The organism is Nocardia brasiliensis IFM 10847 (assembly GCF_000710915.1).
Classification (GTDB): domain Bacteria; phylum Actinomycetota; class Actinomycetes; order Mycobacteriales; family Mycobacteriaceae; genus Nocardia; species Nocardia brasiliensis_A.
Map to the genome: position 1 here is coordinate 34,605 of NZ_BAUA01000108.1, position 23,284 is coordinate 57,888.

26 protein-coding genes are annotated in these 23,284 nt (G+C 67.3%); 12 read left to right on the forward strand and 14 right to left on the reverse strand.

Annotation, left to right across the window (positions count from 1 at the left end):
• Positions 1-35: 35 nt before the first annotated feature.
• Positions 36-659 (reverse strand): PAQR family membrane homeostasis protein TrhA, encoded by a 624-nt coding sequence (trhA, locus tag NBRGI_RS22990; protein ID WP_051727971.1) that lies wholly within the window; start codon positions 657-659, stop codon positions 36-38.
• 200 nt (positions 660-859) lie between these two features.
• Between trhA and NBRGI_RS22995 the strand changes: the two genes are divergently transcribed.
• Complete coding sequence (locus NBRGI_RS22995) at positions 860-1,648, forward strand: isoprenyl transferase (protein ID WP_014988067.1); 789 nt, start codon at positions 860-862, stop codon at positions 1,646-1,648.
• 40 nt (positions 1,649-1,688) lie between these two features.
• The gene (locus tag NBRGI_RS23000) at positions 1,689-2,285 is read left to right on the forward strand and encodes a hypothetical protein (protein WP_081878200.1); all 597 of its coding nucleotides are present in this window, start codon (positions 1,689-1,691) and stop codon (positions 2,283-2,285) included.
• Positions 2,286-2,291: 6 nt separating this feature from the next.
• On the opposite strand, the gene coaA is transcribed toward NBRGI_RS23000, so the two are convergent.
• Positions 2,292-3,224, reverse strand: coding sequence for a type I pantothenate kinase (coaA, locus tag NBRGI_RS23005; protein ID WP_029899319.1), 933 nt, complete (start codon positions 3,222-3,224; stop codon positions 2,292-2,294).
• A gap of 193 nt (positions 3,225-3,417) precedes the next feature.
• Between coaA and NBRGI_RS23010 the strand changes: the two genes are divergently transcribed.
• Positions 3,418-4,614, forward strand: a complete 1,197-nt coding sequence (locus NBRGI_RS23010) for a hypothetical protein (RefSeq protein WP_029899320.1) — start codon at positions 3,418-3,420, stop codon at positions 4,612-4,614.
• Between the two features lie 398 nt (positions 4,615-5,012).
• Here NBRGI_RS23010 and NBRGI_RS23020 read toward each other — a convergent pair whose 3' ends face one another.
• Positions 5,013-5,462 (reverse strand): nitroreductase family deazaflavin-dependent oxidoreductase, encoded by a 450-nt coding sequence (locus NBRGI_RS23020; protein ID WP_029899321.1) that lies wholly within the window; start codon positions 5,460-5,462, stop codon positions 5,013-5,015.
• Positions 5,463-5,490: 28 nt separating this feature from the next.
• Positions 5,491-5,949, reverse strand: a complete 459-nt coding sequence (locus tag NBRGI_RS23025) for a PaaI family thioesterase (RefSeq protein ID WP_029899322.1) — start codon at positions 5,947-5,949, stop codon at positions 5,491-5,493.
• Positions 5,950-6,045: 96 nt separating this feature from the next.
• Here NBRGI_RS23025 and NBRGI_RS23030 point away from each other — a divergent pair, with 96 nt between their 5' ends.
• Both NBRGI_RS23030 and glyA read left to right on the forward strand, forming a co-directional pair.
• The gene (locus NBRGI_RS23030; RefSeq protein ID WP_051727965.1) at positions 6,046-6,615 is read left to right on the forward strand and encodes a TetR/AcrR family transcriptional regulator; all 570 of its coding nucleotides are present in this window, start codon (positions 6,046-6,048) and stop codon (positions 6,613-6,615) included.
• Positions 6,616-6,754: 139 nt separating this feature from the next.
• Positions 6,755-8,050, forward strand: a complete 1,296-nt coding sequence (glyA, locus tag NBRGI_RS23035; RefSeq protein ID WP_029899324.1) for a serine hydroxymethyltransferase — start codon at positions 6,755-6,757, stop codon at positions 8,048-8,050.
• A 79-nt stretch (positions 8,051-8,129) separates the two neighbouring features.
• Here the strand turns inward: glyA and NBRGI_RS23040 are convergent, their stop codons facing one another.
• The 6 genes from NBRGI_RS23040 to NBRGI_RS23065 form a co-directional block, all read right to left on the reverse strand.
• Positions 8,130-8,573, reverse strand: coding sequence for a hypothetical protein (locus NBRGI_RS23040; protein ID WP_029899325.1), 444 nt, complete (start codon positions 8,571-8,573; stop codon positions 8,130-8,132).
• 38 nt (positions 8,574-8,611) lie between these two features.
• Positions 8,612-9,355 carry an ESX secretion-associated protein EspG gene (locus NBRGI_RS23045; RefSeq protein WP_029899326.1) on the reverse strand — a complete coding sequence of 248 codons (744 nt, stop codon included), beginning with the start codon at positions 9,353-9,355 and terminating at the stop codon, positions 8,612-8,614.
• Entirely contained in the window at positions 9,352-10,557 is a 1,206-nt protein-coding gene (locus tag NBRGI_RS23050) for a WXG100 family type VII secretion target (protein ID WP_029899327.1), read from the reverse strand. The genes NBRGI_RS23045 and NBRGI_RS23050 overlap by 4 nt, the downstream gene beginning before the upstream one ends.
• A 22-nt stretch (positions 10,558-10,579) precedes the next feature.
• Positions 10,580-11,170 carry a DUF3558 domain-containing protein gene (locus NBRGI_RS23055; protein ID WP_029899328.1) on the reverse strand — a complete coding sequence of 197 codons (591 nt, stop codon included), beginning with the start codon at positions 11,168-11,170 and terminating at the stop codon, positions 10,580-10,582.
• The gene (locus tag NBRGI_RS23060; protein ID WP_029899329.1) at positions 11,167-11,553 is read right to left on the reverse strand and encodes a hypothetical protein; all 387 of its coding nucleotides are present in this window, start codon (positions 11,551-11,553) and stop codon (positions 11,167-11,169) included. The genes NBRGI_RS23055 and NBRGI_RS23060 overlap by 4 nt, the downstream gene beginning before the upstream one ends.
• A gap of 169 nt (positions 11,554-11,722) precedes the next feature.
• Positions 11,723-12,919 carry an FAD-dependent monooxygenase gene (locus NBRGI_RS23065; RefSeq protein WP_029899330.1) on the reverse strand — a complete coding sequence of 399 codons (1,197 nt, stop codon included), beginning with the start codon at positions 12,917-12,919 and terminating at the stop codon, positions 11,723-11,725.
• 113 nt (positions 12,920-13,032) lie between these two features.
• On the opposite strand from NBRGI_RS23065, the gene NBRGI_RS23070 reads away from it, so the two are divergent.
• Together NBRGI_RS23070 and NBRGI_RS23075 are read left to right on the forward strand one after the other, a co-directional pair.
• A complete protein-coding gene (locus NBRGI_RS23070; RefSeq protein WP_029899331.1) occupies positions 13,033-13,755 on the forward strand; it encodes a TetR/AcrR family transcriptional regulator in 723 nt (240 codons plus the stop codon).
• A gap of 52 nt (positions 13,756-13,807) precedes the next feature.
• Positions 13,808-14,224 carry a limonene-1,2-epoxide hydrolase family protein gene (locus NBRGI_RS23075; protein WP_029899332.1) on the forward strand — a complete coding sequence of 139 codons (417 nt, stop codon included), beginning with the start codon at positions 13,808-13,810 and terminating at the stop codon, positions 14,222-14,224.
• Here NBRGI_RS23075 and NBRGI_RS23080 read toward each other — a convergent pair.
• Positions 14,190-14,930: a GbsR/MarR family transcriptional regulator gene (locus tag NBRGI_RS23080; RefSeq protein WP_051727966.1), complete on the reverse strand. Its 741-nt coding sequence runs from the start codon at positions 14,928-14,930 to the stop codon at positions 14,190-14,192. The two genes, NBRGI_RS23075 and NBRGI_RS23080, sit on opposite strands and share 35 nt — an antisense overlap.
• Positions 14,931-15,149: 219 nt before the next feature.
• Between NBRGI_RS23080 and NBRGI_RS23085 the strand changes: the two genes are divergently transcribed.
• On the forward strand, positions 15,150-16,331 hold the full coding sequence (locus NBRGI_RS23085) for a cytochrome P450 (protein ID WP_029899334.1): 1,182 nt from the start codon (positions 15,150-15,152) through the stop codon (positions 16,329-16,331).
• A 13-nt stretch (positions 16,332-16,344) separates the two neighbouring features.
• The gene (locus tag NBRGI_RS23090) at positions 16,345-16,551 is read left to right on the forward strand and encodes a ferredoxin (RefSeq protein ID WP_029899335.1); all 207 of its coding nucleotides are present in this window, start codon (positions 16,345-16,347) and stop codon (positions 16,549-16,551) included.
• Between the two features lie 16 nt (positions 16,552-16,567).
• Here the strand turns inward: NBRGI_RS23090 and NBRGI_RS23095 are convergent, their stop codons facing one another.
• Positions 16,568-16,840, reverse strand: a complete 273-nt coding sequence (locus NBRGI_RS23095) for a hypothetical protein (RefSeq protein ID WP_014988048.1) — start codon at positions 16,838-16,840, stop codon at positions 16,568-16,570.
• Positions 16,841-17,199: 359 nt separating this feature from the next.
• On the opposite strand from NBRGI_RS23095, the gene NBRGI_RS23100 reads away from it, so the two are divergent.
• The 3 genes from NBRGI_RS23100 (at position 17,200) to NBRGI_RS23110 (ending at position 20,256) form a co-directional block, all read left to right on the forward strand.
• The gene (locus NBRGI_RS23100; RefSeq protein WP_014988047.1) at positions 17,200-18,585 is read left to right on the forward strand and encodes a PhoH family protein; all 1,386 of its coding nucleotides are present in this window, start codon (positions 17,200-17,202) and stop codon (positions 18,583-18,585) included.
• Positions 18,586-18,760: 175 nt separating this feature from the next.
• A complete protein-coding gene (locus tag NBRGI_RS23105) occupies positions 18,761-19,300 on the forward strand; it encodes an LGFP repeat-containing protein (protein WP_029899336.1) in 540 nt (179 codons plus the stop codon).
• Between the two features lie 101 nt (positions 19,301-19,401).
• Positions 19,402-20,256, forward strand: coding sequence for an acyl-ACP desaturase (locus NBRGI_RS23110; protein ID WP_036560452.1), 855 nt, complete (start codon positions 19,402-19,404; stop codon positions 20,254-20,256).
• A 340-nt stretch (positions 20,257-20,596) separates the two neighbouring features.
• Here NBRGI_RS23110 and NBRGI_RS23115 read toward each other — a convergent pair whose 3' ends face one another.
• Together NBRGI_RS23115 and glpX are read right to left on the reverse strand one after the other, a co-directional pair.
• Positions 20,597-22,000 (reverse strand): class II fumarate hydratase, encoded by a 1,404-nt coding sequence (locus tag NBRGI_RS23115; protein WP_036560455.1) that lies wholly within the window; start codon positions 21,998-22,000, stop codon positions 20,597-20,599.
• Between the two features lie 158 nt (positions 22,001-22,158).
• Entirely contained in the window at positions 22,159-23,202 is a 1,044-nt protein-coding gene (gene glpX, locus NBRGI_RS23120) for a class II fructose-bisphosphatase (protein ID WP_014988043.1), read from the reverse strand.
• Positions 23,203-23,284: the final 82 nt, after the last annotated feature.

Sequence of the window (23,284 nt, forward strand, 5' to 3'; positions counted from 1 at the left end):
GGCATTCTGCCGGTGTGCCCGGCCGATTGTGCAGGTCAGCGCAGTACGACCAGCCAGACCGCGATGTAGTGCGTCAGCGCGGCGAGCACCGTCGCGGCGTGGAAGAACTCGTGGTGGCCGAAAACGGTCGGCCACGGGTTGGGCCATTTGGTGGCGTAGAGGATCGCGCCGCCGCTGTAGAGCAGGCCGCCGATGAGCAGCAGGATCAGGGGTGCGATACCGATATTGGTGTTCAGTTGACTCGCGACCGGCACGATCGCCCAGCCGAGCAGCAGGTAGAGCGGCACGCCCACCCAGCGGGGCGCGGTGGGCCACAACAGTTTCAGCGCGACGCCGGCCAGGGCGCCCGCCCACACCACGGTCAGCAGCGTCTGTCCCGTGCGGCCGGGCAGGCCGAGCAGCGCGAACGGCGTGTAGCTGCCCGCGATGAAGAGGAAGATCATCGAGTGGTCCGCGCGCTTCATCCGGATCCGGGCCTGTGTGGTCGGCCAGGTGATCCGGTGATAGATCGCGCTGATGCCGAACAGGCCGCAGACGGTCAGCCCGTAGACCAGGGTGGACCAGCCCGCGGTCGCCGAGAGGGTCGCCGCCTTCGCGATCAGCACGATGGCCGCGATGGCCGCGATGCCGACCGCCCAGGTGTGGATCCAGCCGCGCATCCGGGGTTTGATCAGCGCCTCGGCGAGCGCCTCGGGCGCCGATCCCGCGACCACGCCGGAGTCGGTGGCACCGACGGATTCGGACACGAGCTACCTCCTGGTTGAACTCACCGGTAACCTACGGAACCGTAGGTTACCGCCCCTTCGTCACTGTACCGGGATGTGCGGTGGCTGACAGGATCCTGCCCGTGGGGCGTAGGGTGGCCCGCGTGGAGCTTCCGGTTCAGGTGCGGGGTTTGCCGTATCGCATCTACGAGGCCCGGCTGACCAAGCAGCTGGCCGGCAAACAACATCCCCGTCACGTCGCGGTGATGTGCGATGGTAATCGGCGCTGGGCCCGGGAGAACGGTTTCGCTGATGTGAGCCACGGCCACCGCGTCGGCGCGGTGAAGATCGCCGAGCTCGTCGGCTGGTGTCAGGCCGAGGGCATCGAGATGGTCACCGTCTACCTGCTCTCCACCGAGAACCTGCAGCGCGATCCCGACGAACTGGAGACGCTGTTCGAGGTGATCACCGATGTCGTCGAGGAACTGTCGGCGCCGGAACAGAATTGGAGCGTGCGCGTCGTCGGCTCGCTCGACGGCTTCCCCGAGCTGATCGCCAAGCGCATCCGCACCGCCGCCGAGCGCACCGAGGATCGCAACGGGGTGCACGTCAACGTGGCCATCGGCTACGGCGGCAGGCAGGAGATCACCGACGCGGTGCGCTCGCTGGTGCGCCAGGAGATCGCGGCGGGGGAGACCGGCGAGGATCTGGTGCAGTCGATCACGGTGAACGCGATCGGCCAGCACCTCTACACCTCGGGCCAGCCCGATCCGGATCTGGTCATTCGCACCTCCGGTGAGCAGCGTCTGTCCGGTTTCCTGCTGTGGCAGAGCGCATACTCGGAGATATGGTTCACCGAGGCGTACTGGCCGGAGTTCCGGCGTGTGGACTTCCTGCGGGCGCTGCGCGACTACGCGGCCAGGCACCGCAGGTTCGGCATCTAGCCCGGCGCGCACGTGCGCTCGCGCCGGTGGGGAGGGCGTAGTGCGCGAGGTGGACAGCCGCAACGGTGAGCAGGTCGCGGCCGCCGGGCCGTACATCGGTTACGAGGAGTTCGGCAGGCGTTTCTTCGAATACGCCGCCTCCGAGCAGCGCATTCTCGGTGCTTTCGACCAATTGACCGGTGCGGCATTCGATTTCGGCCCGATCGGGGTCGGTCCGGCGAAGCTGGCCAAGGCGAGCGCGCAGGTGCAGCTCGGGCAGGCGCAGGTGCGCCGCGCGGTCGAGGACGTGATCTCGTTCCAGCTGAAGATCCCGCTCAGCGTGGACATGCTCATCGATCTGGCCTTGGATCGGCATCGGTTCGAGGTGGACGGCAACATCCATCTGCACCTGACCGTGCGCGCGGCCGAGCCGCTGCGGGTGATCATCGACATCGCGACGCCGCGTTCCAGTGATGTCCGGATCAACGTCGCCACCGACACCATGCGCGGGCAGCTGCTGCGCATCCTCGCCAGCGTCGATCAAGAGATCCGGCGTTTCATCGCGCGCTATATCGCCAAAGAGATCGACAAACCGCACATTGCCGCGGCCCGCGATATCAATGTGGCCAAACGCCTCGACGAGGCGTGGAAATTGTAAGCGGGATCACAATTTACGCAGCCGCAGCCGATTGATGGCGTGGTCGGCGTCCTTACGCAACACGAGTGTCGCGCGCGGCCGGGTGGGCAGAATGTTCTCCACCAGATTCGGCCGGTTGGTGTTGTTCCAGATCTCCTCCGCGGCGTGCGTCGCCTGGTCGTCGGTGAATCCGGCGTAGTGGTGGAAATGCGCGTTCGGGTTCGCGAACGCGGTTTCGCGCAGGGTGAGAAACCTTTGTACGTACCACTTCTCGATGTCTTCGATGCGGGCATCGACGTAGATCGAGAAGTCGAACAGGTCCGAGACCATCAGCCGCGGACCGGTCTGCAGCACGTTCAGGCCCTCCACGATCAGGATGTCGGGCTGGCGCACACAGTGGAACTTGTCCGGCACGATGTCGTAGGAGATGTGCGAGTACACCGGCGCGCACACCTCGGCCGCGCCGGATTTCACCTCGGTGACGAATCGCAGCAGCTTACGGCGGTCGTAGCTTTCCGGAAAGCCCTTGCGGTGCATGATGCCGCGCCGGGTGAGTTCCGCGGTGGGATAGAGGAATCCGTCGGTGGTGACCAGATCCACCCGGGGATGGTGATCCCAGCGGGCCAGCAGCGCCTGCAGCACGCGGGCAGTGGTCGATTTGCCGACCGCGACGCTGCCCGCGACGCCGATCACGAACGGGACCTGCCGATCGGGATGGGTCTCGCCGAGGAAGGTGGCGGTGGCGGCGAACAATCGCTGCCGCGCGGCCACCTGAAGGTGGATGAGTCGAGCGAGCGGCAGGTAAACCTCGGCCACTTCTTCGAGGTCGATCTGTTCGCCGAGACCGCGCAGGCCCCTCAGTTCTTCCTCGGTGAGCACCAGGGGAGTCGACTTACGCAGAGTTCGCCACTGTTTCCGGTCGAATTCCACATACGGACTCGGCTCGCTCATTCGTGCCACTTACCCGACGCTCCACTTCGGCAAACACGCACACATACCGTGCCGGCTCAGTGAGATTCGGTCTAGCTTTCGCCGCATAGCCGAATTCTGCTCTGCGCCGGTGGCGCGGGAAAAGCGGGGTACCGGTACCTGTTGGTAACCGGGGTGTCATTGTGTCGCGCGCCGCACCTGGCGGAGGGCTAATGTCGGTCGGATGGAAGCGCATCCACTCGTGACCGAGTACCTGCGGCTCGGCTTGGCATTCGACCGTTTGGAAGAGGGGTTCGTCGACGCGTACACCGGTGACCCGGCATTGCGCCGCGACGTGGCGAACGGTCCCGCACCGGAGCCGCGACAGCTGGCGCAGCGGGCGGCGGCCCTGCGCGCCGAGTTGCCCGACGCCGGGCTGACGGCCGAGCGCACCGAGTTCCTGGATGTGCACCTGCGCGCGCTGGAATGCTCCGGGCGCAAGTTCGCCGGCGACGACATCGGTTTCGTCGACGAGGTGCGCGCCTACTTCGACGTCGAAATCGCGCCGGCCGACGTCGAGGACTACCGGGACGCGCACCGGCAGATGGACGAGGTCCTGATGGGCGACGGACCGCTGGCCGAACGGGTGGCCGCGCACCGCAAAGCCGACGAGATCCCGCCGGAGCGGCTGCCGGCCTGCGTCGAGGCGTTCTCCAGCGCGCTGCGCGAGCTGGTCCGTGCCCGCTATCCGCTGCCCGACTACGAGCACGTCACCTACGAGGTGGTGGGCGACAAGCCGTGGTCCGGATTCAACTACTACCTCGGTAATTTCCACTCGCGCGTGGCGATCAACTCCGATCTCAAACAGCACATGACGCACCTGCCGCTATTGATCGCGCACGAGTCCTACCCCGGTCACCACACCGAGCACTGCCGCAAGGAGGCCGGACTGGTCGCCGCGGGTCAGGCCGAGCAGACGCTGTTCCTGGTGAACACGCCGCAGTGCCTGATGGCCGAGGGGCTGGCCGATCTGGCGCTGCGCTCCCTGGTCGGGCCGGGCTGGGGTAAGTGGGCGCAGGAGATCTACGCCGATCTCGGCCTGCGCTTCGACGGTGAACGGGCGGAACGACTTTCCGACGCCTCCGCGAAACTCGTCAGCGTCCGCCAGGACGCGGCGCTGCTGCTGCACGACCGGCATCGCACCCAGGACGAGGTGGCCGAGTTCCTGCAGACCTGGAGTCTGGTCACCCCCGAGCGCGCCCGGCAATCGCTGCGCTTCCTCTCGTCCCCGCTCTGGCGTGCTTACATCTCCACCTACGTCGAGGGGTATCGCCTGCTCGGCGGCTGGCTGGATCGAGCGGCCGATGCCGAGGAACGCTCGGATCGTTTCCGTCGTCTGCTCGACGAGCCGCTCACGCCGGGCGCGATCCGCCGCGGCTGAGGCCGGCCCGCGCACCGGGGCCGAACGCGAATTCGCACCCGCCGCCGGGCAGTGGCAGCGGGTGCGAATCGCGGCAGCGCCGACTATGCGGCGGCCGTGTGCGTCCTACTGGATGACTCCGCAGTTCACCCCGGCGGAGAGGGTGCACATCATGAAGGCGAGCTGGCGGAGCAGCCCTTCGAGGGGGTTGGACGGAACTGCGACGAAGGCGAGCATGCTGACTCCTCGACGGGTGGACTGTGCACCCGGTTAACCGATCGAAAATGGTTGTTTCGTTACATTCCGAGTGACCCGAAATGTTGCGCCCCAAGGGATTGGGGCTGCGGCGAGAATACCGGGTGCGTCGATCGGCGCTACGTCGCGTGGGGGTGCGGTGCCGGGATCGCGCGTCGAGGGGTTCAGGCGGGCGTAAAGGTGATACGTACCGAGATCGGGTCGCTTTCCAGCGCTTTCATCGTCCACTCCGCGGCGGATTCGGGAATGCGGCCGGTCGCGAAACTGCGCGCGCGGGCGACCACGTCGTCGTCGGGGACGAACGCGGCGGTGCCGGTGTACCAGCGTTTGCCTTGGCGCAGGCGGACTTTGGGGTCGGCGACGATATTGCGGGCCCAGCCCGAGCGACGGCCGTGCTGGGAGATGAGCCAGGCGCCGTCCTGATCGATCGAGACGGTCACCGGGACCCGGCGCGGCTGACCGGTTTTCGCGCCGGTGGTCTCCAGCTCGGCGAGCAGTGCGGACCGGATGCCGACGCGGTCGAGCAAGCCGACAGCGGGATTGGCGAAGTAGCGGCCGAAAAACCGTTCGCGGCGGAATTTGCGGACAGCTGCGCTGGGGCTGCGTTCACGCATAGCGTTTCTCCTTGTTTTTCGTTGGGCTTCAGCGGTTTCCGCGGAAGATGGCGCAGGTGGTGGTGGCGTGCGCGACCAGGCGGCCCTGCTCGTCGACGACGCGGCCCTCGGCGGTCGCGGTGCTGCGGCCGACGTGAATGGTGGTGCCGGTGGCGGTGATGCGCTGGCCGTCGGTCGGCACCGCGCGGATGTAGTTCACCTTCAGCTCCAGCGTCGTGTATCCGACGCCCGCCTCCAGCGTGGTGTGCACCGCACAGCCCATCACCGAGTCCAGCAGGGTCGCGCAGATGCCGCCGTGCGTGGTGCCGAGCGGGTTGGCGAAATCGGGTCTGGTTCGCACCGCGAAGACCACCTTGCCCTGTTCGATCAGGTCCACCTCCATGCCCAGCAGATCGCCGATGAACGGCGGGCGATCCGGCGTCGTCATCGCGGTCCGGAGCAGCTCCAGACCGGACAGCTGTGCGAGGTCGAGGGTGGTTTCCGACATGGATCCGCTCCTTTCGGTGAACCGATCGGTCCACATCTGTCATGATTGGAGCATGGACCGATCGGTTCACGCAACTGTGTCCCGGAAGGAGCCCGGATGGCCGGCCCCCGCGCTCGCCTGATCGAGAGCGCGATCCAACTGGTCCGCGAGCAAGGTGTGCACGCGGCCGGACTCGCCGCGCTGCTCGATCGCGGCAAGGCCTCGCGCAACTCGCTCTACCAGCACTTTCCCGAAGGCAAGAGCGAGCTGGTGGCCACGGCGACCATGGTCGCGGGCGAGCGCCTCGGTGCGGTGATCGAAAAGATCACCGCGTCCCGTCCCACGCAGCAGTGGCTGGACGCCTTGATCGGCTGGTGGGTCAACGCCCTGGAAACGAGTTCGTTCCGCACCGGGTGCCCGATCGTCGGCGCCGCGCTCGCCGAATCCGAACCCGGGGTGCAGGCCGCGGCCGGTGCGGTCTTCGCCGACTGGCATGAAAAGCTCGGTAGCGCAATGGAAACCGCAGGGCTACCGGCCGAAGAGAGTGCGTCCCTGGCCAGCTTCGTGTTCAGCGCGATGGAGGGCGCCATCGTGCAGGCACGCGCGATGAAGTCCACGCAGCCGCTGGTCGATGCGCAGCAGCAGCTCAGCGTCCTGTTCGACCACTATCTCGGCACGGCGAAGTAGCGGGCTCACGATGGCTGAGCGCACCGCCACAGTGCTGGGTATCCGGGGCGCAGAGGCGACACGGCGGGGCGGTGGCCCGTTGGTGACGTGCGGCGAACCCCCTGCTGATGGGCGCAAAGGCGGCCCATAGACTGAGGCGGTGACGCAGACGACGGCCTCGGTCAATACTCAATCTCTCGGTGAGCTCGACCCGGAGCTCGCCGCCGCGATGGCGGGGGAACTCGCCCGCGAGCGCGACACGCTCGAGATGATCGCCTCGGAGAATTTCGTGCCGCGCGCGGTGCTGCAGGCGCAGGGCAGTGTACTGACGAACAAGTACGCCGAGGGCTACCCGGGCCGTCGCTACTACGGTGGCTGCGAGCACGTCGACGTCGTCGAGACCCTCGCCCGCGACCGCGCCAAAGTGCTGTTCGGCGCCGAATTCGCCAATGTGCAGCCGCATTCCGGCGCGCAGGCGAACGCCGCGGTGCTGATGGCGCTGATGGATCCGGGCGACAAGCTGCTCGGCCTCGACCTCGCGCACGGCGGTCATCTGACCCACGGCATGCGGCTCAACTTCTCCGGCAAGCTCTACGAGACGCACTTCTACGGGGTCAGCAAAGAAGACCACCGCATCGACATGGACGAGGTGCGCAAGATCGCGCTCGAGGCTCGTCCGAAGGTGATCGTCGCGGGCTGGTCGGCCTACCCGCGCCAGCAGGACTTCGCCGCGTTCCGCGCGATCGCCGACGAGGTCGGCGCCTACCTGTGGGTGGACATGGCGCACTTCGCCGGCCTGGTCGCCGCTGGTCTGCACCCCTCGCCGGTGCCGCACGCGCACGTCGTGTCGTCCACCGTGCACAAGACCCTCGGCGGCCCGCGTTCCGGCCTCATCCTGGCCAAGCAGGACTTCGCCAAGAAGCTCAACAGCGCGGTGTTCCCCGGCCAGCAGGGTGGCCCGCTCATGCACGCCATCGCCGCGAAGGCCGTCGCCTTCAAGATCGCGGCCGGCGGCGAGTTCAAGGAGCGCCAGGAGCGCACCCTGTCCGGCGCGAAGATCCTCGCCGACCGCCTGACCGCGGCCGACGTCCAGGGCAAGGGCGTCAGCGTGCTCACCGGCGGCACCGACGTGCACCTGGTGCTCGTCGACCTGCGCAACTCCGAGCTCGACGGTCAGCAGGGCGAGGATCTGCTGCACGAAATCGGAATCACGGTGAACCGCAACGCCGTTCCGTTCGATCCGCGCCCGCCGATGGTCACCTCCGGCCTGCGCATCGGCACCGCGGCGCTGGCCACCCGAGGCTTCGGCGACACCGAGTTCACCGAGGTCGCCGACATCATCGCCAGCGCCCTCGCCGGCACCTCGGACGTGGACACCCTGCGCGGCCGCGTCACCAAGCTCGCCCAGAGCGTCCCGCTGTACGACGGCCTGGAGGACTGGCGCCTACTCGGCTGAGTCCCACCGGTTCGGTAGACGGGCTCGCACCTTCGGTAATCGGAGGTGCGAGCCCGTTTTCGTGGAATGGGAGTGCACCTCAGGCGCCCGGCATCTCGATTCCCTTGGCGGCCGCGAGGGCGGCGAGCTTCTCCATTTCATCGATGGCGACGGCCAGATGGACGTGCAATCGCCCGTCGTCGTCGCGGCGCAGCAGGTATTCGTAGTCGCTGTCGGTCATTTCCGTGCCGTCGCCGTCATAGAAATGCCAGCGGACGCGGATTCGGGTGACGCGGGCGGTGAGGTCGGCCTGTTCGAGCAATGTGTGGCCGACCGAGGCGAGACCGAGCGCCTGATAGAACGGGTAGGACTGCTTCAGTCCCTCGGCCATATCGGCAGTGCTGGACAGTGCGCCCACGAACGCGTCACTGACGATCATGCCCGGCTCGCCCCACAGTGCCACCGAACGCTCGGCGTCGAAGGTGCTCAATCCCGTTCGATATTCGACCAGAAACGACTCGATCTCATCCCGGGTGGTAGTCATATCGGCGAGTTACCCACGCGCGGTGCTGCCAACACCGCTCACCCCGATTCCATGCGCGCCCTGGCCCGGGCGATCGCATCGTCGAGGTAGCGCCGGATATCGGCGCTGGTGCCCGGCCGGATCATCAGTGCGCGATTGGCCGGAACCTCGTAGTAGCGGCCGTCGGTCGTGTCGATCCAGCGCAGGCGGCCGGTGCGCAGGGGTTCGGCGTTGCGCGGGCCGAGCAGCACCGAGGCCATTCCCCGGGTGGTGCAGGTCTGCCGCCAGAATCGCCGATACTTCTCTTTCACTTCGCTGGCGGGCGCGCTGCCGAACAGGTCGGGCCGATCGTCGTTGAGATCGTCCAGCAGAAAGCTCTTCTCACCCGTAGTGCCCGCGCCCGCGTCCGGGAGCATGCGCACCAGCTCGCTCGCGAGCTGATCGGCACGACACCGCCGCAACTGCACCCGGCCGCCGTCGGGGGCCTGCTCTTGCTGCGCGATCACGCCGACACCGCTGCGGGTGGCGCAACCGATGGCACGCAGCTCGATACCGTCGCGAGTGTTGTCGCAACCGAGCAGCTCTATCCGCCAATCGGGTCGGGCCAGCGCGGTGATGGTGCGCGACAGCGGGATTCGCTCGTCCTTGGCCAGTTCGTCCCGAAATCGTTGCTGGTAGAGCTGGTATTCGTGCAAGCCGGGGAACCGGCTGGTGAAACGGAACGGAAAAGGCAGGCGGTCGAGGCCTGTACCGAACCAGGCCGCCGCGAACTGCTCGGCCGACAGCGACCACTGCGACGTCATTCGACCCCGATCACCGGCGGCACCGTGGGTTTCACCTCGCCGAGCAGTTCCTTCGCATGCTCCTCGGTCCGCAGATAACCGGGTGCCTTGTGCTCGTCGTCGTCCTCGCCGCGGGCGCGGACGCCCGGCGGGACCATGCCGGAATAGCCTGCGACACCCGCAGTTCCGGCACGCACCGGGGCGGGGGCCGGCTGCGTGCCGGTGGCGCCAGGCGTCGTCGCGGGCGAGGCTGGACGTGATGTGCCCGGTTCGTTGACCGGACTGGCTACACCGCTCGGACGATCGAACGTCGGCGTGCTCGGCCGGTTCGGCGTCCCGTTGCCCGCGGCAGAGGCGACCGTCGACGGATTCGACGGGGTGCTCGGCAGCGTCGAAGCCGGCCCGACCGTCGGGATGGCGCTGAACGGGTTGGCCGTGGTCGTGGTCGGTTTCGCGGTAGTGGTGGCCGCCGGTGTCGTCGCGGTGTCGGTGGGCTGAGCGCTCGAAGCCGCCTGTGTGGCAGCGGGTTCCGTACTCGGCTGTGCATCGCCGGATCCGGGCTCGGTCGGCTGCTCGGCTCGGCCGGATTCGGCATCCCCGCTGTTCTCCGGCGACGTCCCGGAACCAGAAGTGCTGGAGCCGGTACTGCCGTCGGAGGTCTTGGCCGGGCCGGTACCCGTGTCGCTGCCCGTACCGGTGCCGGTACTCGGCAGTGGTGCGGAAACCGGGTTGATCGGTGGTGGCAACGTCGGAATGGCCGGGGCGGTCGTGCCGTACGGCTGGATGTAGTGGGTGGTCATGTCGTCGCGGGCCTGCTCCTCGCCCGCGTTGCGCAGTTCCGGTCCGCGCGGATTCGTCGACGTGTCCACCACCGGGGGCACCGATGCCTTGAATTTCGCCGCCGCACCGGAGGCCTGCGACAGCGGCGTGCTCTGCGCGTGCAACGATTCCCCGAATTCGCCGACCCGCGTCGCGTAGTCGCGGATACCGCGTACCGCCTGCTCGGCCGCCGCGCCCTCCCAGTGCTGTTCGACCGCCTTCTTGATCGCGCTCTCGAATTGGTGACCGGCGTTCGTCACCGCGGTAGCCATCTTCGACCAGGCGTCGACCGCGCTGCTCACCCCGTCCGGGTTCATCTCGTCGGCCGCCTGCTTGATCTCGGCGTGGGTAAAGCTTTGCGCGTTCTCGGGATTGGTGATCGCGCGGCCGTCGGTCTGTTTCATGATCGCTCCCCCGCAGGGTTGTTCAGCTGCCCGCCGGCAGCAATGGTGCGACTGATTGGGCGATTTCGGTGGTGATATCGCAAGCGCCGAGGTGTTTGTTCGCCGGTGTCTGCGGCACGTTCGTGAGGATGTACAACGACCCGGATTGCATCTCGACATTGATGGTGCATCCGCCCGGCACATCCGGTCGTGCTTCGTAGCGCAGGGCTTTGCGTGCACCCGCCGCGACCTCGGTGGCGGCCGGGAACTTCTCCCGTACCTGGGCGAGTGTGCCGGTGGTGGTCTCCACGACGAACCCGTAACCTGCCTTGGCGACGTAGCGGCAGCCTTTCCACGTGACTCCGGCGGCGCTGTCCTGCTTGGGTTCCGGTGGTTTGGCATCCCATTGATGAGCAGCCAGGAACTGAGGCGTCAGGGCCGAGCATGGATCGAAAGCGGTGTGCGGGTTCGACGCGACCTGTGTGGTCGCGGCAGCAGACCGATTCGCCGGGGTGGTCGTTGTCGGTGTGCCGCCTGCCTTTTCGCCGACGCAACCGGTCAGGAGCAGTAACCCCGCGGCTATCGCCGCGAAAACTGTTCGCGGAGCGGCCTTTGTGCCATAGCCGAGGCTCATACGCTGAGCTCCCGCAGCTTGGCGGCGAATCCGGCGTCGGTGCGCGCGTAGGTGTCGCGCATCGCGGTGAACATGGCTTGGACCTCTTGGGCCACCGTGATGTAGTCGGCGAGGGTGTCGAAAGCGTTGTTCGGTCCGCCGAGGGCCTTTTCGCGGAACAAGCCGACCAGTTCGACTGCGGACGTCAACCGCGAATTACTTTCGCCCAGGCCCCAATACTGCCGCTCACCGAGTTCGCGCGCATCGGTCTGCACCGCGACGAGTGCATCGATCAGCTCCTGACACGCCTTGTCCATATCGATGAACCCCTGCGGATCCATCCGCACCTGCAACGCCCCGGACTTCGCATCCTCGATGTACCCCGGAAACGGGCTGTCCACCATCACCGTCCCCTTTCGTCAGTGCCTCTGACCCTATAGACGCGCCTCGCCCCGCATCGGTTCCATCGAAACACAGCCGATTCACCGCTGTCTGCGGATCGGGAATGGACCGGCACGTACCGGTCGGCCTGGAACCGTCGGTGTGGGCCGATCCGATGCGCGCCAACTGGTTTCAGTTGATCTCTGCGGCGGCGAGGAGGCTGGGGTAGTCCCGCAGGTCGATGTCGTTGGCGACCTTGTCGGTGTACTTCAGCATCAGGGTGAACAGGCGTGAGTTGAAGAACCAGTTGCGCAAGCGGATGCCTGGTGCGGTCTTCGGCGCGAGGAATCGGCCCGCGTTGCTGTTGCCCGCGATCTTGGCGTAGCCCCGCATGATCTCGTCGTAGCGGGCGAAGGCCACTTCGTAATCCCCACCGGCGACGGCGAGTTCGCCCGCGAGCACGTACGCGCCGACCACGGCGAGCCCGGTTCCGAAGCCGCCCAAGGTGTTTCCGTAAGCCGCGTCGCCGATCAACGCGACCCGCCCCTTGGTGTAGTGGCCTTTCAGTCGTACCAGGCTGAGCGTGTCGAGGTAGAAGTCGTCGAAGTCCCGCATTTCGCCGAGCATCCGCGGCACTTCCCAGCCGACGTCCGCGAACGCCTGCTCGACGATGCGGCGCTGGGCCGCGGTGTCGTCACGCGCGTAGTCGAGTTCGGGGGAGGCGAACACGTACATCTGCTGCGCTTTCGTGCCGCCGCTGATCGCGAGCTTGCCGGGGACGTTGTGTCCGTAACCGATCGCGCGTTCGCGCGACCCCCTGAGGTCGCCGCTCCACGGGCTCGCGCCCGCGATGCAGTAGTAGTAGCCGAGGTACTCGACGAGATCGCGCTCGGGCCCGAACGCGAGTCGGCGTACCCGGGAGTGGATGCCGTCGGCGCCGAAGACCAGGTCGAAGGTGCGGGCGGGCCCGTGCTCGAATTCGACGTGCACGCCGTCGGCCTGCTGGGTGAGCGCGCTGATCGAGTCGCCGAACAGGTATGCGCAGCGGTCGGCGGTGCGCTGGTACATGACCTCGGCCAGGTCGCCGCGCAGAATCTCCAGTTCGCCGCCGGTGAAGTCGCCGGACATCACGGAGAGCCGTTTGCCGTTGTCGTCGACGAATACGGTGTCGCTGGTCCCGGTCCGGCGTTTGCGGATGTCGTCGAGGATGCCCATCCGCTCCAGCACGGTGAAGTGGGTGTGGCCTTTGAAGTCGATGGCCTGGCCGCCCGGTCGCAGCGCCGGGGCGCGTTCGACCACGGTGACGTCGAAACCGTAGCGATGCAGCCAGTAGGCGAGGGCGGGCCCGGCGATGCTCGCGCCGGAAATGAGAACGGTCTTGTCAAGCACGTGGGCTCCTGAGGTCTAGATCTGTGTCCAATGGATTCTGTTTCCGTAGGACACAGATCAGCGTATGGTAGACACAGTTTTGAAGTCAAGACGTCCTCCGGAAGGAACTGGCCATGCCGACCCCGACCACCGTCGAACTGCTCTGGGGTATCCAGCAGCGGCCCAAGCGCGGGCCGAAACCCGCCCTCACGCTGGCGGGGATCGTGGCCGAGGCGATCGCGCTCGCCGACGCCGAAGGGTTGGCGAACCTGTCCATGCAACGGCTCGCGGAGCGGCTCGGGTTCACGAAGATGTCGCTGTACCGCTATGTGCCGGGCAAGGAGCAGCTGACCGCGCTGATGCTGGAGGAAGCCATCGGTGCACCACCGGAAATCGCTGCGGCGCGGCGTGCTTCGAGCGAGGAGCCGTGGCGCGCCGCGCTGTGTGTGTGGGCCGAGACGTTGTTCGAGCGCTACCGCGCCCATCCGTGGGGGATCGAGCTCACCGTGGGGGTGCGGCCGATGGGGCCCAACGAGATGGGGTGGATGGAGGCCGCGCTGGGCGCGCTGGCCGAGACCCGGCTGACGGCACCGGAGCGCCTGGACTCCATCGTGCTGCTGTCGGGACATGTGCGCAGCCTCGTGCAACAGGGGCCGGCCGTGGCGGACGCGTTCCAGGCGCAGGTCGCGGGGCAACTCGAGGCCATGGTGTCGGTGGCCGCGGACCGGTATCCGCTGGCGGTGGCCGCCTTCGCCGAAGAGGGCGCGGTCGCGGGCGGGGTCGGCGCGCTGCGCTTCGGCATCGATCGCATCCTCGACGGTCTCGGCGTGCTGAACGCGGCCCGCGCGCGGGCGTAGCTGTTTCGGATCGGGTCTGTCGAACGACGGGCCGGCGGCCTATGGTCGGACCATGACCCAGGACCTCGACCTCGAGCAGGACGCGATCACCACGGTGCGGGAGTTCTTCTCCGCGCTCGAGCTAGGCGCCGTCGCCGACGCGCTGGAACTGCTGCACCCCGAGGTGGTCTGGAAGAACTCCACGCTGCCCGCTGTCGGCGGCGGGCTGACGCGCAAGATCCTGCGCGGACTGGAGCGCGACGCGTTCGGTTTCGAGGTGCAGATGCATCACATCGCGGCCGACGGCGATTTCGTGCTCACCGATCGCACCGACGTGCTGCGGGTCGGTCCGGTGCGGGTGGCGTTCTGGGTGATGGGCACCCTCGAGGTGCGTGACGGCCGAATCATCCTGTGGGACGACCACTTCAGCTGGGAGAACCTGCTGCGCGGCGCGGTCACGGGCGTTGCGCGGGCCGCGCTGTCGCGGTGAGTCGGTCTCGTATTCGCTCCTGATCCAGCGCCTTTCGCCACCGCTCGGCGGATTCGATCATGTCGCGGCCGACGAACTCGAAGAAGCGGCTGGTCTCGTGCGCGCGGGCGCCGGCGGGGGTATCGACGCCGAGCACCTCGACGCCGCGCCGGGAGATCTCGGCGAGATCGTAGATCTGCTGCGCGCTGGTCAAAGTCGCACGGACCCAAGCGTGTTCGTCGACGGCATAGCGCTCGCGCCGACTGCCGGCATCGCGTTCGCGCCGGATCAGCCCCTGGGCTTCGAGTGCCTTGACCGCGGCCGAGACGGTCGCCGGGCTGACGTGCAACTGCCCGACGAGCTCGGCGGCCGTGCGGCTGCCGGAATCGGTGAGATAGAGCGAGGTGAGCACGGCCGCCGCGGTGCGGGGCAGTCCGGACTTGGCCATCAACACGGTGAGTTGCTCGGCGAATTCGCGTAGCGCGCCCGCTCCCGGAGTGGGAGTCGTTGCGCCGGTACGTGATCCACCGCGCCGCGCGCGCCGCTCGGTGGCCCGGTGTGCCCGGCCCGGGTGATAGCGGCTCGGCCCGCCGTTGCGGGTGACCTCCCGGCTCACGGTCGAGGTCGGCCGCGCCAACTGCCGGGCGATCTCGGCGTAGCCGATCCCTTCGGACAGGCCTTCGGCGATGAGCTCGCGCTCCTGCTCGGTCAATCTGCCGCCCGGCATGTGCGCCTCCCGTCCGTTCCGTGTGGTCAAGTATTGCGCTCAGTCGCATCTCATTGCAACGACGGATGGTCGGCGGTGCATTCACCTGCATCCTCATTGCAATTCAAATCTGGCTTGTACCAGTAAGTTCCGCAAAATCGCGACTTCTCTCATTGACCTGATCTGAACGCAACGTAGCGTTCAGATCAAGCCAAAAACCACCGATTGAGGGGAATCGCCATGAACGAGTCCTTGTCCGAGATCGTCGAGCTGCCGACCGTCCGACCGCCGGGGTGCCCGTTCGATCCGCCCGCGGAACTGGCCGCACTGCGTCCGTTGGTGCCGTTCACCTTTCCGGACGACCACCGCGGCTGGCTCGCCACGAGCTACGCGACGGTGCGGGCGATCCTGGCCGACCCGCGTTTCAGCGTCCGCTACGAGCTGATCCACTACCCGTTCGCCCCGATGGGCGAGATGCCGCCCGCCCTGCCCGGCGACATGCTCGGCGTCGACGCTCCGGCGCATACGCGATACCGAAAGTTGCTGGCGGGCAAGTTCACTGTCCGGCGCATGGGACAGCTCACCGAACGGGTCGAGCAGATCACCGCCGACCATCTGGACGTCATGGCGCGCACCGGCGGTCCGGTGGATCTGGTCGAGGCGTTCGCCTTCCCGGTGCCGGCGCTGACCGTCTGCGAACTGCTCGGTGTGCCCCCGGTCGACCGGGATGCCTTCCATCGCTTCCTGGTCGCCGCGAACAGCGTGAACTCTGCGGTCGTGGATCGCAACAACGCGTTCATCGAGGTGCAGAACTACATCCGCGAGCTGGTCGTGGCCAAGCGGGCCGCACCCACCGACGACCTGCTCAGCGATCTCACCGGCACCGAACTCGCCGAGGACGAGCTGTCCGGCGTCGGCGCGCTGCTGCTGGGGGCGGGCCTGGACACCACGGCGAACATGATCGCGCTGGGCACCTTCGCGTTGCTCAGCCACCCCGATCAACTGGCCGAACTGCGGGCGCGACCCGAACTCGCGGATCAGACGATCGAGGAGCTGATGCGCTACCTCACCATCACGCACACCTCGACCCGGGTCGCGCTCGAGGACGTCGAGATCGACGGGCAGCTGATCACGGCGGGCCAGACGGTCGCGCTGTCGTTCCAGGCGGCCGATCGCGACCCCGCCAAGTACGACGACCCGGACAGCTTCGATATCCGCCGCAACGCCGTCGGGCATCTCGGCTTCGGGCACGGTCCGCACCAGTGTCTCGGTCAGCAGCTGGCGCGCGTCGAGATGCGAGTCGCGTTGCCCGCCTTGCTGACTCGGTTCCCGACTCTGCGGCTCGCGGTGCCGCCGGAGGAGGTGCCGCTACGGCACGACATGGACATCTACGGCGTGCACCGGCTTCCGGTCACCTGGTAGGGAGGAGTACTCGATGAAGATCACCGTCGATCGGGACCGCTGCGTCGGCGCGGGGATGTGTGCGCTGCTCGCCCCTGCCGTGTTCGACCAGGACGCCGCCGACGGCCGGGTGTGGCTGCTCGATGCCGCGCCGCCGCCCGGGCAGCACACCGCGGCGCTGGAAGCCGAGCAGACCTGTCCGTCCGCGGCGATCTCGGTGACCGCCGCAGCGGACTCCTAGGCCAGGATCGCCGGGGTCAGCTGTGCTCGTTCAGGTATTCCAGATAGAACGGCCGCAACACCTCGGCGACCTCGCCGTCACCGGCGTGGATGTAGTCGTCGATCATCGGCAGCACGTACTTGATATCGGCCTCGCTCTCGCCGAGGTTGCCCGCGGCAGCCTCGGCGGCCGGGATCGAGGTGAGCAGCCGCCACAGGAACTTCACGTCCCCGTGTCGGACGGCAAGCTTCACCGCTCGGTCGTGCAGTTCCTTCGACGACAGCGTGTCCAGGTCCTCGTTACCGGCCATACCAGCGACTGTAGCGGGCCGCGCCGGATGCGGGCCGGGGACCGCACCGGCGCATCGGCAGCGCGCGCCGACCGGCAGCGCCGACCCGGCGATCGCGGCCGGGGCGTGCGGTTAACGACAAATTCACGGACACGCCTACCTGTGCGGAAGCGGGGAAGCGTGGTTCGGCGGTAGCGTCGGTGGTGCGGGCCGCGGCGGTGTGGCTCGTACGGGAGGTCCTGACCGTGACTGAGCTATTCAGTACGAGGGGGCCGGCACCCGGCCCTCGTGGCATCTGACGGCAACGTCGGGTCCATCAGGACGGACCGGTCCAGCGAGATCGTTCGTGCGGGTGCCGCGCGGACAAAGAGGAGCCCACCGTGACTGCTTCACGCTCCGTTCCCGCTCCCTCGGCGCAATCCCGTTCCGCGAAAGGCGGAACCGCCGCGAAGGGGGCACACCCCTCGCATTCCCCGGCCGATACCTTCGTCATCGACACCTCGGTCCTGTTGTCCGATCCCTGGGCTTTCACCCGTTTCGGCGAACACGACGTCGTGCTTCCGCTGGTGGTCATCAGCGAACTCGAAGGCAAGCGGCATCACCACGAACTGGGCTGGTTCGCGCGGGAAGCCCTGCGCAACCTGGATGATCTGCGCCTGCAGCACGGCAGGCTGGATCAGCAGGTGCCGATCGGCACCGAGGGTGGAACGCTGCAGGTGGAACTGAACCACACCGATCCCGCGGTCCTTCCGGTCGGCTTCCGCACCGACACCAATGATTCCCGAATCCTGGCGTGCGCACTCAATCTCGCGGCCGAAGGCCGCCAGGTGGTGCTCGTGTCGAAGGACATTCCGCTGCGGGTCAAAGCGAGTGCGGTGGGCTTACAGGCCGACGAGTATCACGCGCAGGACGTCGTCACCTCCGGCTGGTCCGGCATGGTGGAGCTCGACGTCAGCTCGGCTCAGATCGACCAGCTCTACGCGGAGTCCGTGCTGGATCTCGACGGCGCGCGGGAACTGCCGTGCCACACCGGAATCCGGCTCCTCGGCAGCAGTTCCAGCGCGCTCGGCCGGGTCACCCCGGACAAGCGGGTCCAGCTGGTGCGCGAGCGCGAGGCGTTCGGCCTGCACGGCCGTTCCGCCGAGCAGCGCATCGCCCTGGATCTGCTGCTGGACGAGAGCGTCGGCATCGTCTCGCTCGGCGGCCGGGCGGGCACCGGCAAATCCGCGCTCGCGCTGACCGCGGGCCTGGAGGCGGTGCTGGAGCGGCGCACCCAGCGCAAAGTGGTGGTGTTCCGGCCGCTCTACGCCGTCGGCGGCCAGGAACTCGGCTATCTGCCGGGTAGTGAGAGCGAGAAGATGGGCCCCTGGGCGCAGGCGGTCTTCGACACGCTCGACGGACTGGCCAGCCGCGAGGTGATGGAGGAGGTGCTCAGTCGCGACATGCTGGAGGTGTTGCCGCTCACCCACATTCGTGGTCGATCGCTGCACGACTCGTTCGTGATCGTCGATGAGGCGCAGTCGCTGGAACGCAATGTGCTGCTCACCGTGCTCAGCCGGCTCGGCACCGGTTCGCGGGTGGTGCTCACCCACGACGTGGCTCAGCGGGACAATCTGCGGGTCGGCAGGCACGACGGTGTGGCCGCGGTGATCGAGAAGCTGAAGGGTCACCCGTTGTTTGCTCACATCACGCTGACCCGCAGCGAGCGCTCGCCGATTGCGGCGCTCGTCACAGAGATGCTGGAGGAGTATGGGCCCAACGCCTGATCTGGGCGGTGTGTTTCGCCGAATAGCCGACGGGTAATATCCCGGCCATAGCTGTTCCGCATGACCCGGCGTGTCACTTGATGATTCGCCGGGTCATTGCTGAACATCGGCCTAGGCTGCCAGCGGCGTCACCGTGCCGGGGACGTCCGCGGTAGCCACTTTCGAGAGGATGGAAATGCACCACTTCGCTCGACGAACGGCTGGATACACTGCCCTGCTCGCGGCCGCTGGCCTGATCGTCGCGGGTTGCAGCAAGGACGACGACGACAAGAACGACAACAACGCCGCGGCGTCGGTCACGGCCACCTCGGCCGCGATGCACAGCGGTGAAGAGCACGCCTCGGGTGCCGCGGAGGAGACCAAGATCGCCACGCAGCGTGGCGAACTCACCGTTTCCGGCGACATCTTCGACAAGTACATGCAGAGCGGCGGCCCGACCGGCGCCCTCGGCGCTCCGCTGGAGGCGCAGGAGTCCGGTCCCGAAGAGGGCAAGTATCAGGACTTCGTCGGCGGCACGGTCTACAAGGCCAAAGACGGCCAGGCCCACATCGTCTGGGGCGAGATCCGCAAGGCGTGGGAGGAGAACGGCGGCGCCATGGGTAAGCTGGGCTACCCCACCAGCGACGAGAAGGACATCGCCGGCGGCAAGGAGAGCGACTTCACGGGTGGCACCATCACCTGGGTGGACGGCAAGACGACCGTCACGATGAAGTAGTTGGCACTTCGGCGTCCGGGGCCGCCACGGTGGTCCTGGACGCCTGTCCGGTCTCATTCATCGAATCCCCGTATCAGGGGCTCAACCGCTAGGTTGTCTAGGTGCAAACTCTCTTGACCGATCGCGAGTTGCTCGAATCGCTCGCGCTGGACGTGGAATCCACCCTGCGCCGTCACATCGACGCCGCCGACGGGTGGCAGCCGCACGACTACGTGCCGTGGGACGACGGCCGTAACTTCTCGTTCCTCGGCGGTGTCGACTGGGATCCGGCGCAGTCCGAACTCAGCGAGGTGGCCAAGCTGGCGTTGACCGTCAGTGTGCTCATCGCGGACAACCTGCCCTCGTACCATCGCGAGCTCGGCAAGTACCTGCGCACCGGGGCCTGGTGGCGCTGGGTCGGCCGCTGGACCGCCGAGGAGAACCGCCACGAGATCCTGATCCGCAACTTCCTCATGGTGACCAGGTCGGTGGACCCGGTCGAACTGGAGCGGATGCGGATGGCGCACATGACCACCGGCTTCCGCCGCCCCGGCATGCACCTGCTCGACGTGCTCGCCGCGTGTGCCTTCGAAGAGGTCGCCGCCGCGATCCGGCACCGCAACACCGCCGCGCTGAACGAGAGCCCGATGGTCACCGCGATCGCCGAGCGCATCGCGCGCGACGACGAATTGCAGGCCGAGTTCTTCGCGGACATGGTCGAGGCGGGCTTCAACGTGGCACCGGATCAGACGATGCGGGCCATCGCCGATCGGATCGCCGATTTCGCCGTGCCGTCGGTGATCCTGGCCGACGGACGCAACAGCGACGACGTGCTCGCCGAGGCCGGGATCTATGATCCGGCGCGCCAGGACGAGCTGGTTTTCAAGCCGCTGTTGCAGCGGTGGAACGTTTTCACGCGTACCGATCTCGGTGACGCGGGCGAAAAGGCCCGCGAAGAACTTTCCTACCTGCGCTGAATTTCTCCCGGTCGACGCCAGGATTCCTGGCGTCGACCGAGTTTTCTTTCTGCTGCCGCGAAAATGTGGTGAAACACACGTCGTATAGCCAGCGATTAGCTGTGTGTACGCCCGCTTCGGCGGGAGCAAGAAAGGAAAGAAACATGATCAGTGCAATCGTTGGCGGTCTTCTCGCTCTGGCCTCGGTCGGCGCAGGCGCGTTCCTCGCGGCACTCGGCATCTTCCTGTGATGCCCGGCGCGGGTACGTCCGACTTCGGCTGACGTACCCGCGCGCACGTTTGTCGAACGTCACGTCGGTGCAGTTCACAGCGCATCCGACGTGACGCTCGAAGAGTATTTCTATTTCCCGTCTTTCACCTTCGCCATCGACAGCACATCCAATCGGCGGTCGAGTTCTGCTTCGGTGAGTTTCTCGTCGAGCAGGCCGCGGTCGATGACGGTCTGTCGAATTGTCTTCTTGTGCTTCAACGCTTCCTTGGCTACCGCGGCGGCCTCCTCGTAACCGATCGCCGAATTCAGCGGAGTCACAATGGACGGCGACGATTCGGCAAGCGTGCGCAGGTGTTCCACATTCGCGACCAAACCGTGCACGCACTTGTCCGCGAACAGCCGGGAAACGTTGGCGAGCAAGCGAATCGATTCGAGCAGATTGCGCGCCATCACCGGAATGTAGACGTTCAGTTCGAACGCGCCGTTCGCGCCGCCGAACGCGACCGCGGCGTCGTTGCCGATCACCTGAGCGGCGACCTGCGTCACCGCCTCGGGCAGCACGGGATTCACCTTGCCGGGCATGATCGAGCTGCCGGGCTGCAGATCGGGCAGCTGGAGTTCACCGAGGCCGGTGAGCGGGCCCGAACCCATCCAGCGAATGTCGTTGGCGATCTTGGTGAGGCTCACCGCGACGGTGCGCACCGCACCCGACGCCTCCACCAGACCATCTCGGGCGGCCTGCGCCTCGAAGTGATCGCGCGCCTCGCGCAGCGCGTCGATCCCGGTCGCGCGGACCAGCTCCGCGACGACCTTGCCGCCGAAGCCGTCCGGCGCGTTCAGACCGCTGCCCACCGCGGTGCCGCCGATCGGCAACTCGCCGAGGCGCGGCAGGGTCGCCATCACGCGGTCGATGCTCGCGGCGATCTGCCGGGTGTAACCGCCGAACTCCTGGCCGAGCGTCACCGGGACCGCGTCCATCAGGTGGGTGCGGCCGGACTTGACCACGGTCCGCCACTCGGTCGACTTGTCCAGCAACGCGAGTCGCAGATGCTCCAGTGCGGGCACCAGGTCGGTGATCACGGCCTCGGTGGCGGCCAGGTGCACGGCCGTCGGGAAGGTGTCGTTGGACGACTGGGACATGTTCACGTCGTCGTTCGGGTGCACGGTGACGCCGTTGGCCTTCGCGATCGAGGCGATCACCTCGTTGGCGTTCATGTTCGAGCTGGTGCCCGAGCCGGTCTGGAACACATCGATCGGGAACTGGTCGTCGTGCGCGCCCGCGGCGATCTCGTTCGCCGCGGCGATGATGGCGTCCGCCTTGGCCGGATCGAGCAGGCCGAGGTCCTTGTTCACCTTGGCGCAGGCGCCCTTCAGCAGGCCGAGCGCGCGGATCTGCGCGCGCTCGAGGCCGCGTCCGCTGATCGGGAAGTTCTCCACGGCCCGCTGGGTCTGCGCCCGCCACAGCGCATCCACCGGGACCCGGACCTCGCCCATGGTGTCGTGCTCGATGCGGTACTGCGTCTCGTCTGCCATGTTTTCGACCATATGCCCGAGCGGAGCGCAGTGGGGCTGCCACGCCTGTAGTGATTCGCACACCGTCATGGCGGGGTCGATCGGGAATAGGGGTGCCGGCGCGAAAAAGGCGCGCGGGCGGATGTGCCTGCGCGCCTTGATCGATTCCGCGGTCCCGGTCAGGGGAGCGGCGGGACCGCGTGCTCGTCGCCGATGAAATCGACCGAGGAGTACTCGCGCAGCTTGGTGAGGCGGTGGTAGGCGTCGATCATCCGGACGGTGCCGGACTTGGAGCGCATGACGATCGACTGGGTCGACGCGCCGCCTCCGTAGTAGCGGACGCCGCGCAGCAGGTCGCCGTCGGTGACGCCGGTGGCGCAGAAGAAGACGTTGTCGCCGGCCACCAGGTCTTCGGTGGTGAGCACCCGGTCCAGATCGTGGCCCGCGTCGATCGCCTTCTGCTTCTCGTCGTCGTCGGTGGGGGCGAGCATGCCCTGGAGTTCGCCGCCCATACAGCGCATGGCGGCGGCGGCGATGATGCCCTCCGGGGTGCCGCCGACACCGACCAGGATGTCGGTGCCCGAATCGGGGCGGGCCGCGGCGATGGCGCCCGCGACGTCACCGTCGGAGATCAGGCGGATGCGCGCGCCCGCGTCGCGCACCTGCTGGATGAGGTCGGCGTGGCGGGGGCGGTCCAGGATGCAGACGGTCAGGTCCGACTTCGACAGGCCCTTGGCCTTGGCGACGCGGCGGATGTTCTCACTGATCGGCACCGAGATATCGATCACGTCGGCGGCGTCGGGGCCGACCGCGATCTTGCTCATGTAGAACACCGCGGACGGATCGAACATCGCGCCGCGCTGGGCGACCGCGAGCACGGCGATGGCGCCAGGCGAACCCTTCGACATCAGGGTGGTGCCGTCCACCGGGTCCACCGCGAAGTCGACCTCGGGACCGGTGCCGTCACCGACCAGCTCACCGTTGAACAGCATGGGCGCCTCGTCCTTCTCGCCCTCACCGATCACCACGATGCCGCGCATGGACACCGAATTGACCAGCTGCCGCATCGCGTCGACGGCCGCGCCGTCGCCGCCCTCCTTGTCGCCACGGCCGACCCACCGGCCGGCGGCCATCGCCCCGGCCTCGGTGACGCGGACCAACTCGAGCGCGAGGTTGCGGTCCGGCGCCTCGCGGCGGCTCGGTGTCGGGGAAGATGCCGTCATTGCGGGGTGCCTCCTGTGCGTCGGTACGTACCGGACGATTGTCTCACTCGGTTTGAGACGGCCGTACACCCTGCTCGGTGGA